The following is a 13600-nucleotide window of genomic DNA, read 5'->3' as shown; positions in this document are numbered from 1 at the left end:
AGAGATCGCCATGTTCCGCTACTTCGAGCAACTCAGTTCGCGCATTGCAGCCCCCTTCGTAGCCGGCAGCTCCCGCGACAGCAAAGTTTGGCAGTGCCGTTGTGGCCAATCGCTGTTCTTTCGCAACAGCCAGTGCCTGGCCTGCCAGGCCCTGCTGGGCTATCAACCCCAACAAAGTCGACTCGCCTCCCTGCAACCCGGCCCGGTCGAAGGCACCTGGCTACAGGACGGCAACCTCGACGCCGGCGCTTTCCGCCGTTGTGCCAACCTCGACACGCCGGCCGCCTGCAACTGGCTGATTCCGGCGCACAGCACCGCGCCGCTGTGCGTGGCGTGCAGCCTGAACCGCACCATTCCTGACTTATCGATCCCGGAAAACCACGAACGCTGGCGCAAAGTCGAAACTGCCAAGCGCCGTCTGGTGGCGCAACTGATCAGCCTGGGTTTGCAGGTGGTGCCCAAAAGCGTCGACGAAGATACCGGCCTGGCCTTCGATTTCGTGGGTATCGACTTGGAAGGCAATGCCCCCATGACCGGCCACTCGAACGGCCTGATCACCCTGGACATCAAGGAAGCCGACGACGCCCACCGCGAAAAAGTCCGCGTGCAAATGCGCGAACCTTACCGCACCCTGCTCGGGCACTTTCGCCATGAAGTCGGCCACTACTATTGGGACCGGCTGATCGCCAATACCCATTGGCTTGAATCGTTTCGCCACCTTTTCGGCGACGAACGCGCCAGTTACGCCGACGCCCTCGATCAGCACTACCAGAATGGCCCACGCCCGGACTGGCAGCAAACCTGTGTCAGTGCCTACGCCACCATGCACCCTTGGGAAGACTGGGCCGAAACCTGGGCGCATTACCTGCACATGATGGACGCCGTCGACACCGCCCTCGGCTTTGGCATGAGCGCCCGCGAAATGGACCTGGATTACCAGCCATTCCCGCTCACCACCCTCTACGACCCCGAGCACCCTGGCGGCGTGGCATTCCTGTCGTTCGTCAACGCCTGGATCGAACTGGCCGGCATGCTCAATGAACTGTCGCGCAGCATGGGCCAGCCGGATTTCTATCCCTTTGTGCTGCCACCGGCGGTGATTGCCAAGCTGCACTTCATCCACCTGGTGATTCAGGAAGAAGGTGGCCGAGCCGACGAAGCCGTTCTTTTGTAGGAGCGAGCTTGCTCGCGAAGAACGTCAACGATGACGCAGTGTTCCTGGTTTATCGAGACGCTCTCTAGTTTTTCGCGAGCAAGCTCGCTCCTACGGAGAATTATGTGAATCCACCAGTCAAGTGCTTGAACCATCGAATATTTTTAATCCGCCCCCAACGGTTGTAACTTCCGATGAGATCGGTACAATGGCCCCGCTTGCCGAGAGGCAGGCGTCGTTATGGTGACCCCATCGGTCCCCCCGCAACGATTACCCGTGAACCTGGTCAGAGCCGGAAGGCAGCAGCCACAGCGGGAACATTGTGTGCCGGGGTGTGGCTGGTGGGGTTGCCTCCATAACGCTCTTCCTTGCAACACCTCCTCAAAATCAATTCAAAAAAATGCTTTCAAGCCATCTGCCATCGGGCAGTCCATGGCGGCATACTCCAGTGCCTGGCATCCGGAGACAATACACGTGGAAAAAGTCGACGACCTCACGCGCGAAAAGCTGCGGGAGTGGCAGATGCGGCGCCTGGAGATCAAGGACCGCATTCAATCCCATCCTGAACAGACCCTGGAATTGTCGCGGGTGCTGGACCTTATGGACGACGAGCACGCGGAAATCCTCAGCCAGGCGGAAATGATCCGGACGGGGGAGGTGGCCAATGAGCCCGCACCGCCCGCCGATCCAGTGCCGCCGCCTCTTACGGGCGCCTATACGCTGCAATTGAATGTAGCCGCACAGAGCGCCGAGGACCTGCGCCGGCTGCTGGATATGGCGGTCTTCGAACTCCAGCAGCAGGTCAGCGCGATGGCTGCTACGGCTGACGCAGGCCCTCATTGCGGCGGTATGTCGGGCTCCCTGGGGGAGTATCGGTTTGAACTGGGCGGTCAGGGCAATGCCTGATTCCCTGGCGGCGAGGCGTTATGCAACCGGAACACTTTGATTTATCCAGCCCCGTCTTCCTGCCTGTCACGGAGGAAACCTGCACGGCCCTGCTTGGCGCTGACGCTGCCACGGCCCTGGTCGGTCTGACAGATCCGGAGCTGGCCGCGGTGCTGGTTATCCAGAACCTGGCCCAGGCGGCGGAAAAGGACCTGACCTGCGCGGGTGCCGAGCGCATCTTGGCCAAGTTGCTCGATTGGGCAGTGGATACGCAGGTAGAGGGCCCCGCGACCTTGCTCTCCGAAGCCCAGCGGCTGTTCGATCCACGCAAGTTGTACTTCGGCTTCAATGCCCTTAAAACCGTCAATCTGCGCCTGCTCTCGGCTGAAGAAGTCGCGGCGCGGGATTACCTGCTGCCTACGGGTAAATGGGATATCGGCTACAAGGTCCGCCATTTGCGCAGCAACGATCCATTCAGCCAGCAGATGGTCACGCCCCGGCACCGCGAGCGCTGGCTCAGCCCGGCGCAGGACAAGCTGGTGCGGACCTTCCGCGCCAACCTGAACGAAGACCTGCATGTCCAGGGCTACGCCGGCATCGGCAAGAGCCACCTGCTCGGCGCCTTGATGGAGTGCCTGCGGCCCGCCCAGACCTTGATACTGGCGCGCACCGGAGCAAAACTCGCCACCCTGCGTGAGCGCATGGGGCTGGCCAAGGACAGCAAGACCGGCTCGACCTTCGCCGCCTTCGCCAAGGCGCTGTTGCAGGGGCAGCGCCCCTCCGCGCAGGCCACGCCAACTCGGTTGCCCGGCAAACACGAAGTCTCCCAGACCCTGAATATCCATGGCTGGCGCGGACACGATGGCGCGGCCACGCTCGATATCTGCCTGAAGGTGCTCGACAGCTACTGCCACTCCAACCATCACAGTCTGTCGGCCAGGCATTTGCCGCATTTCAAACAGCCTCTGTCCAGCGTGGATGCCCAGGCGTTGCTGGAGTACTCCAGCCGGTTGTGGACGTACGTTCAAGCCAACCCGCAGTGGGCCGGTCAGACGGCCTTCGCAGCCCTGTTGCTGATCAAGCGCGCGAGCCTCGATGGATGCGTGGTGCCGCCGCGCTACACCCATGTGCTGATCGATGAAAGCCAGGACATTCCGCCTTCGTTGTTGCAGATCATCGAACGCGGCCGGCAAGTGCTGATCACCCTTGGCGATGAGTACCAATTGGCCAGCGGTGTAATGGTCAGGCGCAAGCGCGAAGTCCGGCACACCGACATCAATTACTCGGTGCGCTCGGGCCGCAACGTCGAGCGCCTGGTCAACCCGCTGATCAGCGTGCACTCGCAGAAGGGCAAGACACCCTTCGAAGGCGCGCGGGATGCCGACGTTGGCATTGAGCATTACCCTCAGGGTTTCGTGCCGCCCGAAGGCTGCGTGGTGTTGACCGCGTCCCCTTGGGACACCATGAAATGGGCCATCCAGTTGCAACAGGCTAACTGCCCGTTTGGCTTCTTCGACAGTGCCGCGCAGCAGGATCTGCAGCGCTTCATGATCAGCGTCATCGCGCTGTTCAAGCCAGAGTTCTACAGCAACGAGCACAACGACAACGGCCCCCATGCTTACTTCAGCGACATGGACGACTGGCAACAGGTGCGCGATGCCAGCCAGTACGACGAGTCGTTCCTGTGGGTCGAGAGCGAGTTGGAAAAAGGTTTCAACGTTGCCGATATCACGCGCTTGAACCGCCTCAGCGGTGTCCCCGGCAAACGCTGCCTGCTGATGTTGGCGGAGGAGGCCGGCGGCATGGAGTTCGACCGGGTGCTGCTGACGCCCGAACTGCTGACCAACGTGAAGTTCAAGGACGCCTACGCGTTCGACCAGCGACTGTGCGCGGTGTACATCGCCATTTCCCGGGCGCGGATGCAGCTTTACCTGCCTTACGACGTGGTTGAGTGGATTGATTTCCACACGTATCAGAAAACCCGTGAATTTCACGGTTACTGACTTATTTAATTCGGCTGTTTCACAACTTTCAGCGGTCGCTCTGGACAACCTAAAACCACCTTGTTAGTTTCCGCCAGCCACTTGTTTCAGAGTATGACAAGGGTGTGGAATTGATATTGAAGTGCTATCACTTCTTTAACTAACAAGGATGTCTGTGATGAAAAGCCTGCAAGGGTTGCCGCGTCTTATTAGTGCTTCGGTAGGCGCGCCCGGTAAAGCCCGCAACTTGCCTTCCGATGTGCAGTGCATCCAATATTTATTCAATCTGATCATTCCCAAACTGGGCTTCCCACTGGCCGAAAACGGCAAGTGCGACGGTCAGTTGGTGCAGTGCATCAGCCAGTATCAGTTCCGTCATCTCAAATACGCGCACCCCGATGGTGTGATTGACCCGACCGGTAAAACCTTCAACAGCCTGATCGAAGAGGCGGTGAAGGTACCGGTGAAAGCCTTTCCGAGCATGCGTATTCCAAGCTTTCTGAATGCATTCGGTAACAACCAGGGTGACGCGGTGCAAGCCACCGTCAACGTGTACCTGGACCGTATGCGGGCAATGATCGAGGCTGAGCGGCGCAATCGCCAATTGATGCTGCAGGCCACGTGCGATGGCGGCATGACGCTCACCGATACGGATTTTCAGAATGCCGCCAAGCAGTTGGGCAACGGCATTTCGGTGAATGTCATCAGGGCCTTCGCCACGGTGGAGTCCGGTGGTCGCTCGGGTTTTGGGCCGGCCAAGTTGCCGATCATTGCGTTTGAAGGGCACCAATTTCGCAAGTACACCAAACATATCTACGACCAGGCGCATCCGCTGCTTTCGTACATCTATGTGAGAAAGGCCGGGCCGCAGTGGCAGGTCAATAACAAGGACCAGGTCAAGGCCTGGGAAACCATGGCCACTGCATTCGCCCTGGACCAGGAAGCGGCGTTGATGTCGGCGTCGTGGGGCATGTTTCAGACCATGGGCTTCAACTACGCCTCATGCGGTTACAAAACGGTGTTTGAGTTTGCCGCGGCATTAAAAGTGAATGTCGGTAATCAACTGAAGGCGTTTCTCGCGTTTTGCGCTAACAGCCCGGCGTTGATGACGGCCATGAAAGCCAAGGATTTCACTTCGATGGCCCGTAACTATAACGGCAAGGACTACGGCAACTATGACGTCCTGATGAAAGAAGCCTACGAGAAACTTGAAGGAAAAAAATAAGATGATCCGTTTTCTAGCAGTGGGTGTGTTGTCTTTGTGCGCCGTTGTCCCCGCATTTGCCGGTTCGCCTGCGTTGCATTCCGGAAAATACGAAGGGCTGATGCTGGCGGTGACGCCTGAGCATCAGGTGGAAGGCTATTACGCGGAAGAGATGGGCGAGGGCGTTACTCGCAGTTGCACGTTCTACCTGCAAGGCAAGCCCTCAGCGCTGACCACCTGGAACGACACTGCCTACCCCGGCAGCGTGGCGCCTTCCTCGGACGGCGTGACCCTGACCGTGGAACAGGGTCGCCAGCATCCCGGTTGCTTGAGTGTTCTGATGCCAGAGATCGCCACCGGCCTGGACCTGACCCAGACCGCCAACAAGAAGTGGATCGGCCTGGTGCAGGTATCCGCTGCCAAGGCTTACCTGCTGAAAACCCCAAGTGCCAAGGCCGCCAAGCGCCCCTACATCGTCAAGAATGACGTGGTCGGTGTGCTGGCTTTCAAGGATGGCTGGGCCCAGGTCGAGTTCATCAATGCCGATGACCGCTCGTTTATCGGGTGGATCAGCCAAGATCAGTACAGCCGTTTGTCAGCCCCAAAAAGCTGATCAGCCAAAGGTCTCACGCAACAACCCGGCAAACGCATCCCGCGCCAGATGCCGCTGGGTGTCCTTGTGCCAGAAGAGCAGGTTGTCCACTGCCTGCAATTCGTAAAAGCGATACGACGCCAACTGATTGGCCTGCTCATAGCGGGCCAGGATGCCTTCCGGCGCCAGGGCGACGCCGATCCCGGCACTCACGCAACCAATGATCGTGCCCCAACTGGCATAGCTGGCAATGGTCGGCTTGAAGGCATGGGGCTTGACCCAGTTCTCCAGCGCTGCCCGATAGGGGCAACCCGGTGGCCATACCAGCAAGGTGCGGCCAGCCAGGTCTTCGGCGCTGCGGATCGGTTCGCTGGAGGCGCTGGCGATCAACACCAGGCGCTCGCTGTAGACCACGCTGTGTTCGAGCTTTGCGCGTTTGTTGCCGGCGGCCACCAGCGCCACATCCAGGCGATGGTGTTGCAGGTCATCGAGCAACTCGCCCCAGGCGCCGGTCACCAGTTCCAGGCTGACATCCGGGTAGCGTCGGTGGTATTCCGCCAGCAGCGGCGGCAGACGGCCACTGGCGCTGGACTCCACCGCGCCGATGCGCAAGGTGCCGCGGGGGATGGCGTTGGCGTCCACGGCGCGTTTGGATTCGTCCACCAGGGCCAGGATACGTTCGCAGTATTCGAGGAAAATCTCCCCCGCCGCGCTGATCGCCAGCCCACGCCCGGCGCGGATGAACAGCGGCGTGCCCAACTCGCTTTCCAGTTGCTTGATGCGCGTGGTGATGTTGGACGGCACGCAATGCAGTTGCACGGCGGCCTGGGCCACGCTGCCGGTTTGCGCCACGGCTCGCACCATTTTCAGTTGGGCCAGTTCCATTGCTCAGTTCCAGTGATTTCAGAAGTCAGAAACGGTTAATTGTCCTACGCCTTGTGCGGGCCAAGACTGACGGCATTCCTTCTCAGTTTTCGGATGCCGTCGATGAACACCCCGTCACCCCTGAAGCTTACGCTAGTCATCGCCAGCGTCATCCTCTGTTGGGCCTATTCGCCGATTGGCGTGCACATGGGGCTGCACAGCTACAGCCCTGGCCAACTGGCGTTGCTGCGGTTCTTGATCGCCTCGGTGTTCATGGCCGGTGTGGCGCTGGTGATGGGCATTGGTCGGCCACGCCTGCGGGATCTGCCGTGGCTGCTGGTGTTGAGTTTTTTCGGGGTGTTCCTGCATCACACCAGCCTGAATTACGGGCAGCAATTCGTGACGGCGGCGGCGTCCAGCGTGCTGGCGCAATCGGCGCCATTGTTCAGCGTATTGATCGCGTTTTTCTGCTTGAAGGAACGGGTCAGCCTCTGGCGCTGGAGCTGTGTGTTGCTCGGCCTGCTGGGTGTGCTGGTGGTGATCTGGGGTGATCATGGCATGGGCGATATCGACCCGCGCGGCCTGTTGATCCTGCTGGCGGCGGTGTCGTGGAGCCTGTACTTCGCCATCCAGAAACACTACGCCCATCGCTATAGCCCGCTGACGATGGCGTGCTACATGGTGTGGGCGGGCACCTTGATGCTCTGCGTGAATCTACCGGGCCTGCCCGCTGCCGTGATGCAGGCGCCATTGCCGGAAAACCTCGCGGTGCTGGTGCTCGGGATCTTCCCCAGTGCCCTGGCGTACCTGGCCTGGGGTTATGTGTTGAAACATGTCGAGGTCAGCCGTGCCTCGGTGGCGATGTACCTGATCCCGCCCGTGGCCATGGCGATGGCGGCGACGCTACTGGCTGAGCGCATCGCCCTGCAAGTGGTGCTGGGCGGTGTGATCGTGTTGGCCAGCGTGGCTGCCATCAGCCTGGAAGGGCGCTGGCGGTCAGTCGCTCAGGCAAAACGCGCGCAGGCGGTGGCCGTCGAGGTCCTCGGCGACGAAGGTGTAGCCGAAATCCAGGGTGGTCGGTGACTGAATGATCGTCGCGCCGCGCTCTACCCACAGGTCGTGCAGGGCATCCACCGCGGCCTTGTCGGCCAGGGACAACCCCACTTCGCCGCCACCGCCTGTGAGCTGCGCTGCCGGTTGCACGGTATGGCGTGACCACAGTCCCAGCTTCACGCCATCGTCGAGAATGAACAGGGCGAAAGTCGGGTTGAGTTCCACCGGCGGCTTGTCCAGCAGGCGGCTATAGAAGTTGGCACTGGTGGCCGGGCTGTCGACGTAGAGCAAAAAGTAATGGGCGACGGTGTGCATGCGGGCTCCTTGGAAGCGCGTGTGGTGAGGGAGCCGAGTCTATAAGGCGGTGCTGTCAGTTCTTGTCAGGAGTCTCACCGGTGTAGAGCTGGATGATCTGGTCAATTTCGCCCGACATCTTCATCCGCAACAACGTGCGCAGGATCAGCTGCACCGGCAGTTTCGGGTCATTGCGCACGGTGCAGCCCAGGTTCTGTTCATCGATCACGGCCACCTTGTGCAGGCGTTTGCCCACCGGCATTCGCTGGTTGAAGCGGTCGAGTATCCATTCATTGATTACCGCGAACTTGAAACGTCCGGCCACCAGTTTGTGCAGCACCTGCTCTTCGCTGCGCGCATCGTCGCGGCTGAGTTGGCCGCTGGCAAACAGCGGGTCCAAAGTGGCGTAGCGGTAATTGAGCACGGTGCCGATGGCTTGTGGCGCGAGCGTGTCGATGTGTATGGGCTGCGGGGGGATGTGGGTGCTGACCAACAGGTTGCGCTGCATCATCAGTGGCACGCTCCAGGTGTAGTCGCCGGACTGGTCGTCGACCCAGGCCTGGGTGACATAACAGCGCACATCGATATCACCGTGTTCCATGGCGCTGGAGATGCGCGCCCGGGCCAGTACATGGAATTGCGCAGGGTGGCCGACCTGGGTGGCCAGGCTTAACATCACGTCATACAAAATGCCCTGGGTAGGCCGGCCGTCCTCCAGTTGGACCATGGGCATCGCCCAACTGTCGGAAACCGAGAAGCGCAGCGGTGCGGGCGCTGCAAGGCTGGTCGTGGCAATCATCCATAAAACGCCCAGGACTGCGCGCATAAGCTCTCCGGGTTCAGGCCTTTTCGGGGCCAGTCACATGAGCTTAGTCAGATTAGGCAAGCGTGCCGGATGCAATTTCCCCCTTGCTCCGCTAGCATTACCGGCTTCTGTTTCCCAGTTGCGACGGTTTTCGATGAGTTATCAGGTTCTTGCACGTAAATGGCGTCCGCGCTCGTTCCGCGAAATGGTCGGCCAGACCCATGTGCTCAAGGCTCTGATCAATGCCTTGGACAGCCAGCGGCTGCACCACGCCTACCTGTTCACCGGTACGCGGGGGGTGGGCAAGACCACCATTGCGCGCATCATCGCCAAATGCCTGAACTGTGAAACCGGTATCACTTCCACGCCGTGCGGCACCTGTTCCGTGTGCAAGGAGATCGACGAAGGGCGTTTCGTCGACCTGATCGAGATCGACGCCGCGAGCCGCACCAAGGTCGAAGACACCCGCGAGCTGCTCGACAACGTGCAGTACGCGCCGAGCCGTGGCCGCTTCAAGGTCTACCTGATCGACGAAGTGCACATGCTCTCCAGCCATTCCTTCAACGCCCTGTTGAAAACCCTGGAAGAGCCGCCGCCCTACGTCAAATTCATCCTGGCCACCACCGACCCGCAGAAACTTCCTGCAACGATTCTGTCGCGGTGCTTGCAGTTCTCCCTGAAAAACATGACCCCTGAGCGGGTGGTCGAGCATTTGACCCACGTGCTGGGTGTCGAGAACGTACCGTTCGAAGACGACGCGCTGTGGCTGCTCGGCCGTGCTGCCGATGGCTCGATGCGTGATGCCATGAGCCTCACCGACCAGGCCATCGCCTTTGGCGAAGGCAAGGTCATGGCCGCCGATGTGCGCGCCATGCTTGGTACCCTCGACCACGGCCAGGTATTCGACGTGCTGCATGCGCTGATCGAAGGCGACGCCAAGGCGTTGCTCGAAGCCGTGCGCCACTTGTCGGAGCAAGGCCCGGACTGGAATGGCGTGCTCTCGGAAATCCTCAATGTGTTGCACCGCGTTGCCATCGCCCAGGCCCTGCCTGAGGGTGTCGACAATGGCCATGGCGACCGCGACCGTGTGTTGGCCCTGGCCCAGGCGTTGCCGGCCGAAGATGTACAGTTCTACTACCAGATGGGCCTGATCGGCCGCCGCGACCTGCCCCTGGCGCCCGACCCGCGTGGCGGCTTCGAAATGGTGCTGCTGCGGATGCTGGCGTTCCGGCCCGCCGATTCGGCCGATGCGCCGAGACAGCCGCTAAAGCCAGTGGGGATCAGCCAGGCCACAGTTGATTCCGCCAAACCAGTGGCTGGCGCAGCGGTGGTCGCGCCAGTGGTTGCTGCGCCTGCGCCGGCCGCTGCGGTGCCCGAGCCTGAGCCTGTGGTCGCTGCGCCGGTGCCCGAGCCGGATCCCATTGTCGAACCTGAAGCGGTCGTAGACCTGCCTTGGAATGACCCGGTAGACGCTGAAGTCGAAGCCGAGCAAGCGCCCGCCGTGGAGCCCGTGCTGGAAACCACCGGCGAGCAGCCCGAGCTGACCCCAATGCCCACGCCGACCCCGGACAGTGTGGTGCCGGACGCGCCAGAATGGGTGTCCGCGCCGGTTCCCGAGCCGACCGTGGCCCAAGTGGAAGCCGCCACGCCGGGCATCGACCTCGACGACGAGCCGCCGTTGGACGAGGACTACATCGAGCCGGACATGGATTCGGCTTACAGCTACCTGGACGACCTGGCCAGCGAACACACCGCCGAGCCGGCCCCTGAACCCGAGGCGGAACCCGCTGCCGCGCCGGCCACTGGCTTGGCCCTGCAATGGCTGGAATTGTTTCCGAAGCTGCCGATTTCCGGCATGACCGGTAGCATCGCCGCCAACTGCACCCTGATTTCCATTGACGGCGATCACTGGTTGTTGCACCTGGACCCGGCCCACAGCGCCCTGTTCAACGCAACCCAGCAACGTCGCCTGAATGACGCACTGAACCAGTACCATGAGCGTACGCTGACCATTACCATCGAGCTGATCAAGCCGGAGCAGGAAACCCCGGCCCAGGCCGCGACCCGCCGGCGTATCAACCGCCAGCGTGAGGCCGAGGACTCGATCCACGGTGATCCGCTCATCCAGCAAATGATGCAACAGTTCGGTGCGGTCGTCCGTCACGATACTATTGAACCTGTCGAAGCCCCGGTGCCCCAGGCGTCCTGACACCGGGCTACTAACTTGATCCACGTACTTTTGAGGTGATTCCCATGATGAAAGGTGGCATGGCCGGCCTGATGAAGCAGGCGCAGCAGATGCAGGAAAAGATGGCCAAGATGCAGGAAGAACTGGCCAACGCCGAAGTCACCGGTAAAGCCGGTGGCGATATGGTCAGCGTGGTGATGACCGGTCGTCACGACATCAAGCGCGTGAGCATCGACCCAAGCGTGCTGCCAGGCGTTGGTGAAGATGACCTGGAAATGCTCGAAGCCTTGTTCGCCGCGGCCGTCAACGACGCCGTGCGCAAGATCGAAGCCAACAGCCAGGAAAAAATGGGCGGTGTGACCGCTGGCATGCAATTGCCACCGGGCATGAAGCTGCCGTTCTGATCCGGTAGTTTTGGCTAGACTCCAATGCCAGGCCTTGTGCCTGGCATTTTTGTTTGTGCCAAATCTGATCGAACCCTGGCACGGCACGCATGGTCTGCACCCTATACCGATGGATTCGATAAAGGAGCCCCTTCATGCCTCAAGAACCGACCCTGAACCAGCGCATTGTCCTGGTCTCACGCCCCCAAGGCGCACCGACCCCGGAAAATTTTCGCCTGGAGCGCGTGAATCTGCCGGAGTTGGCAGACGGCCAGGTCCTGCTGAAGACGTTGTACCTGTCCTTGGACCCTTACATGCGCGGACGCATGAGCGACGCACCGTCCTACGCAGCGCCGGTGGAAATCGACGAAGTGATGACCGGTGGGGCTGTCAGCCGTATCGAGCAATCGCGTAATCCGAAATTTGAAGTGGGTGACGTGGTTGTCGGCTCGACCGGTTGGCAGAGCCACAGCATTTCCGATGGAAGCAACTTGATGCCGGTGCCCAAGGGGTTGACCAGCCCGTCAATGGCCCTGGGTGTGCTGGGCATGCCAGGCATGACGGCCTACATGGGCCTGATGGACATTGGCCAGCCCAAGGCCGGGGAAACCCTGGTCGTCGCCGCAGCGTCGGGTGCGGTGGGCTCGGTGGTGGGGCAGGTGGCCAAGCTCAAGGGCTTGCGCGTGGTCGGCATCGCGGGGGGCGCAGACAAGTGCCGCTATGTGGTGGACGAGTTGGGCTTTGATGCCTGCATCGACCACAAGAGCGCCACCTTCGCCAATGATTTGGCCCTCGCGTGCTTCAAGGGCGTCGACATCTATTTTGAAAACGTCGGCGGCAAGGTGTTCGATGCCGTGGTGCCGCTGCTCAATCCCAAGGCGCGCATTCCACTGTGCGGGCTGATCGCCGGTTATAACGCCCATGAAGCGCCCAGTGGCCCCGACCGGCTGCCGGCCCTGCAACGCACGCTGCTGACCAAGCGCGTGCGCATCCAGGGTTTTATCGTGTTCGATGACTACGGTGATCGCCAGCCCGAGTTCCAGAGCGCCATGGCGCCGTGGGTGCGCGACGGCAAGATCAAGTTCCGCGAGGATGTGGTCGAGGGCCTGGAGCAGGCACCCGAGGCCTTTATCGGTTTGTTGGAAGGGCGCAACTTCGGCAAGTTGGTCGTGCGCATTTGACGCTTATCCGGGGCGCGGGTATAAACCGCGTCTCGTTGTTTTGTCGGACCCTTCGCCCATGAGCTTCAGCCCCCTGATTCGCCAACTGATCGACGCCCTGCGTATTTTGCCGGGTGTGGGCCAGAAAACCGCCCAGCGTATGGCACTGCAACTGCTGGAGCGTGATCGCAGCGGCGGCGCCCGGTTGGCCCAGGCCTTGAGCCAGGCCATGACGGGTGTCGGCCACTGCCGCCAGTGCCGCACCCTCACTGAAGAAGAACTCTGCCCGCAATGCGCCGACCCGCGTCGTGACGACACACTGCTGTGTGTTGTCGAAGGGCCGATGGATGTGTACGCGGTGGAGCAGACCGGTTATCGCGGCCGCTACTTCGTGCTCAAGGGTCACCTGTCGCCGCTGGACGGCTTGGGGCCGGAAGCCATCGGCATTCCGCAACTGGTGGCGCGCATCGAAGAACAGGGCACTTTCACTGAAGTGATCCTGGCCACCAACCCGACGGTGGAAGGTGAGGCGACCGCGCACTACATCGCGCAATTGCTGACCAACAAAGGCCTGATCACCTCGCGTATTGCCCATGGTGTGCCGCTGGGTGGCGAGTTGGAGTTGGTCGATGGCGGCACGCTGGCGCATTCCTTCGCAGGCCGCAAACCCATCGCCCTCTAACGGGCGACACCGTTAAAAATGTGGGAGCGGGCTTGCTCGCGAATGCGGTGGATCAGTCAATATCTTTGTTGACTGATACCCTGCATTCGCGAGCAAGCCCGCTCCCACATTGGTTCTATGTCGTCATTAGAGTTTTCGCACGGCTTGATAACCAAGCAAGCGCTTGGTAAGTTCGCTTCACCTCACCGTGGAGCTTGCCGATGTCTGCCTACCAGGACTACTTCGACCCCAGCCACCAATTGGTACGCGACAGCGTGCGCCGTTTTGTCGAGCGCGAGCTGCTGCCGGACATCGAACAGTGGGAGGAAGCGGAGAGCTTTCCCCGTGAGCTGTACCTAGGGATGGTCTGAAGTAG

Annotated in this window: 13 protein-coding genes, 1 other RNA gene and 1 pseudogene; 12 read left to right on the top strand and 3 right to left on the bottom strand. The window is 60.9% G+C overall.

From position 1 onward, the window contains the following. Positions 1 to 10 precede the first annotated feature (10 nt). The 6 genes from HX793_RS21930 (at position 11) to HX793_RS21905 (ending at position 5837) form a co-directional block, all read left to right on the top strand. Positions 11 to 1174 (top strand): zinc-binding metallopeptidase family protein, encoded by a 1164-nt coding sequence (locus HX793_RS21930; protein WP_016979288.1) that lies wholly within the window; start codon positions 11 to 13, stop codon positions 1172 to 1174. A gap of 229 nt (positions 1175 to 1403) precedes the next feature. Next, an RNA gene (gene ffs / locus HX793_RS21925) (signal recognition particle sRNA small type) lies at positions 1404 to 1500 on the top strand. A gap of 127 nt (positions 1501 to 1627) precedes the next feature. Next, positions 1628 to 2059, top strand: coding sequence for a hypothetical protein (locus tag HX793_RS21920; RefSeq protein WP_016979289.1), 432 nt, complete (start codon positions 1628 to 1630; stop codon positions 2057 to 2059). Between the two features lie 20 nt (positions 2060 to 2079). Continuing rightward, positions 2080 to 4041 carry an AAA family ATPase gene (locus HX793_RS21915; RefSeq protein WP_177095737.1) on the top strand — a complete coding sequence of 654 codons (1962 nt, stop codon included), beginning with the start codon at positions 2080 to 2082 and terminating at the stop codon, positions 4039 to 4041. 157 nt (positions 4042 to 4198) lie between these two features. Further along, positions 4199 to 5245 carry an N-acetylmuramidase family protein gene (locus tag HX793_RS21910; RefSeq protein ID WP_028617487.1) on the top strand — a complete coding sequence of 349 codons (1047 nt, stop codon included), beginning with the start codon at positions 4199 to 4201 and terminating at the stop codon, positions 5243 to 5245. A gap of 1 nt (position 5246) precedes the next feature. Then, a complete protein-coding gene (locus HX793_RS21905) occupies positions 5247 to 5837 on the top strand; it encodes a hypothetical protein (protein WP_177095736.1) in 591 nt (196 codons plus the stop codon). On the opposite strand, the gene HX793_RS21900 is transcribed toward HX793_RS21905, so the two are convergent. Further along, a complete protein-coding gene (locus HX793_RS21900; protein ID WP_177095734.1) occupies positions 5838 to 6701 on the bottom strand; it encodes a LysR family transcriptional regulator in 864 nt (287 codons plus the stop codon). A 102-nt stretch (positions 6702 to 6803) separates the two neighbouring features. Here HX793_RS21900 and HX793_RS21895 point away from each other — a divergent pair, with 102 nt between their 5' ends. After that, entirely contained in the window at positions 6804 to 7763 is a 960-nt protein-coding gene (locus HX793_RS21895) for a DMT family transporter (protein WP_177095732.1), read from the top strand. Here HX793_RS21895 and HX793_RS21890 read toward each other — a convergent pair. After that, a complete protein-coding gene (locus HX793_RS21890; RefSeq protein ID WP_177095730.1) occupies positions 7677 to 8048 on the bottom strand; it encodes a VOC family protein in 372 nt (123 codons plus the stop codon). The two genes, HX793_RS21895 and HX793_RS21890, sit on opposite strands and share 87 nt — an antisense overlap. A 55-nt stretch (positions 8049 to 8103) precedes the next feature. After that, positions 8104 to 8853 (bottom strand): substrate-binding periplasmic protein, encoded by a 750-nt coding sequence (locus tag HX793_RS21885; RefSeq protein WP_177095728.1) that lies wholly within the window; start codon positions 8851 to 8853, stop codon positions 8104 to 8106. A gap of 133 nt (positions 8854 to 8986) precedes the next feature. Here HX793_RS21885 and dnaX point away from each other — a divergent pair, with 133 nt between their 5' ends. The 5 genes and pseudogenes from dnaX to HX793_RS21860 all read left to right on the top strand — a co-directional run. After that, positions 8987 to 11041: a DNA polymerase III subunit gamma/tau gene (gene dnaX / locus HX793_RS21880; RefSeq protein ID WP_177052428.1), complete on the top strand. Its 2055-nt coding sequence runs from the start codon at positions 8987 to 8989 to the stop codon at positions 11039 to 11041. A 44-nt stretch (positions 11042 to 11085) separates the two neighbouring features. Further along, positions 11086 to 11424 (top strand): YbaB/EbfC family nucleoid-associated protein, encoded by a 339-nt coding sequence (locus HX793_RS21875; RefSeq protein WP_003175481.1) that lies wholly within the window; start codon positions 11086 to 11088, stop codon positions 11422 to 11424. Between the two features lie 134 nt (positions 11425 to 11558). Further along, positions 11559 to 12584, top strand: a complete 1026-nt coding sequence (gene curA, locus HX793_RS21870; RefSeq protein WP_177052429.1) for an NADPH-dependent curcumin/dihydrocurcumin reductase — start codon at positions 11559 to 11561, stop codon at positions 12582 to 12584. A gap of 58 nt (positions 12585 to 12642) precedes the next feature. Then, a complete protein-coding gene (gene recR, locus HX793_RS21865) occupies positions 12643 to 13245 on the top strand; it encodes a recombination mediator RecR (protein WP_028617479.1) in 603 nt (200 codons plus the stop codon). Between the two features lie 200 nt (positions 13246 to 13445). Then, positions 13446 to 13583, top strand: a pseudogene (locus HX793_RS21860) (acyl-CoA dehydrogenase family protein); the annotation flags it as partial. Positions 13584 to 13600: the final 17 nt, after the last annotated feature.

It is taken from the genome of Pseudomonas reactans (assembly GCF_013387025.1).
GTDB lineage: Bacteria > Pseudomonadota > Gammaproteobacteria > Pseudomonadales > Pseudomonadaceae > Aquipseudomonas > Aquipseudomonas reactans.
Note: the sequence above shows the minus strand (reverse complement) of the source record. Positions and strands in the feature narration are given on the sequence as shown.

Bases quoted from the DNA above. Each gene is read 5' to 3' on its own strand.
- HX793_RS21930 (WP_016979288.1), top strand. From the start codon at position 11: ATGTTCCGCTACTTCGAGCAACTCAGTTCGCGCATTGCAGCCCCCTTC.
- HX793_RS21915 (WP_177095737.1), top strand. From the start codon at position 2,080: ATGCAACCGGAACACTTTGATTTATCCAGCCCCGTCTTCCTGCCTGTC.
- HX793_RS21910 (WP_028617487.1), top strand. From the start codon at position 4,199: ATGAAAAGCCTGCAAGGGTTGCCGCGTCTTATTAGTGCTTCGGTAGGC.
- HX793_RS21905 (WP_177095736.1), top strand. From the start codon at position 5,247: ATGATCCGTTTTCTAGCAGTGGGTGTGTTGTCTTTGTGCGCCGTTGTC.
- HX793_RS21900 (WP_177095734.1), bottom strand. From the start codon at position 6,701: ATGGAACTGGCCCAACTGAAAATGGTGCGAGCCGTGGCGCAAACCGGC.
- HX793_RS21895 (WP_177095732.1), top strand. From the start codon at position 6,804: ATGAACACCCCGTCACCCCTGAAGCTTACGCTAGTCATCGCCAGCGTC.
- HX793_RS21890 (WP_177095730.1), bottom strand. From the start codon at position 8,048: ATGCACACCGTCGCCCATTACTTTTTGCTCTACGTCGACAGCCCGGCC.
- HX793_RS21885 (WP_177095728.1), bottom strand. From the start codon at position 8,853: ATGCGCGCAGTCCTGGGCGTTTTATGGATGATTGCCACGACCAGCCTT.
- dnaX (WP_177052428.1), top strand. From the start codon at position 8,987: ATGAGTTATCAGGTTCTTGCACGTAAATGGCGTCCGCGCTCGTTCCGC.
- HX793_RS21875 (WP_003175481.1), top strand. From the start codon at position 11,086: ATGATGAAAGGTGGCATGGCCGGCCTGATGAAGCAGGCGCAGCAGATG.
- curA (WP_177052429.1), top strand. From the start codon at position 11,559: ATGCCTCAAGAACCGACCCTGAACCAGCGCATTGTCCTGGTCTCACGC.
- recR (WP_028617479.1), top strand. From the start codon at position 12,643: ATGAGCTTCAGCCCCCTGATTCGCCAACTGATCGACGCCCTGCGTATT.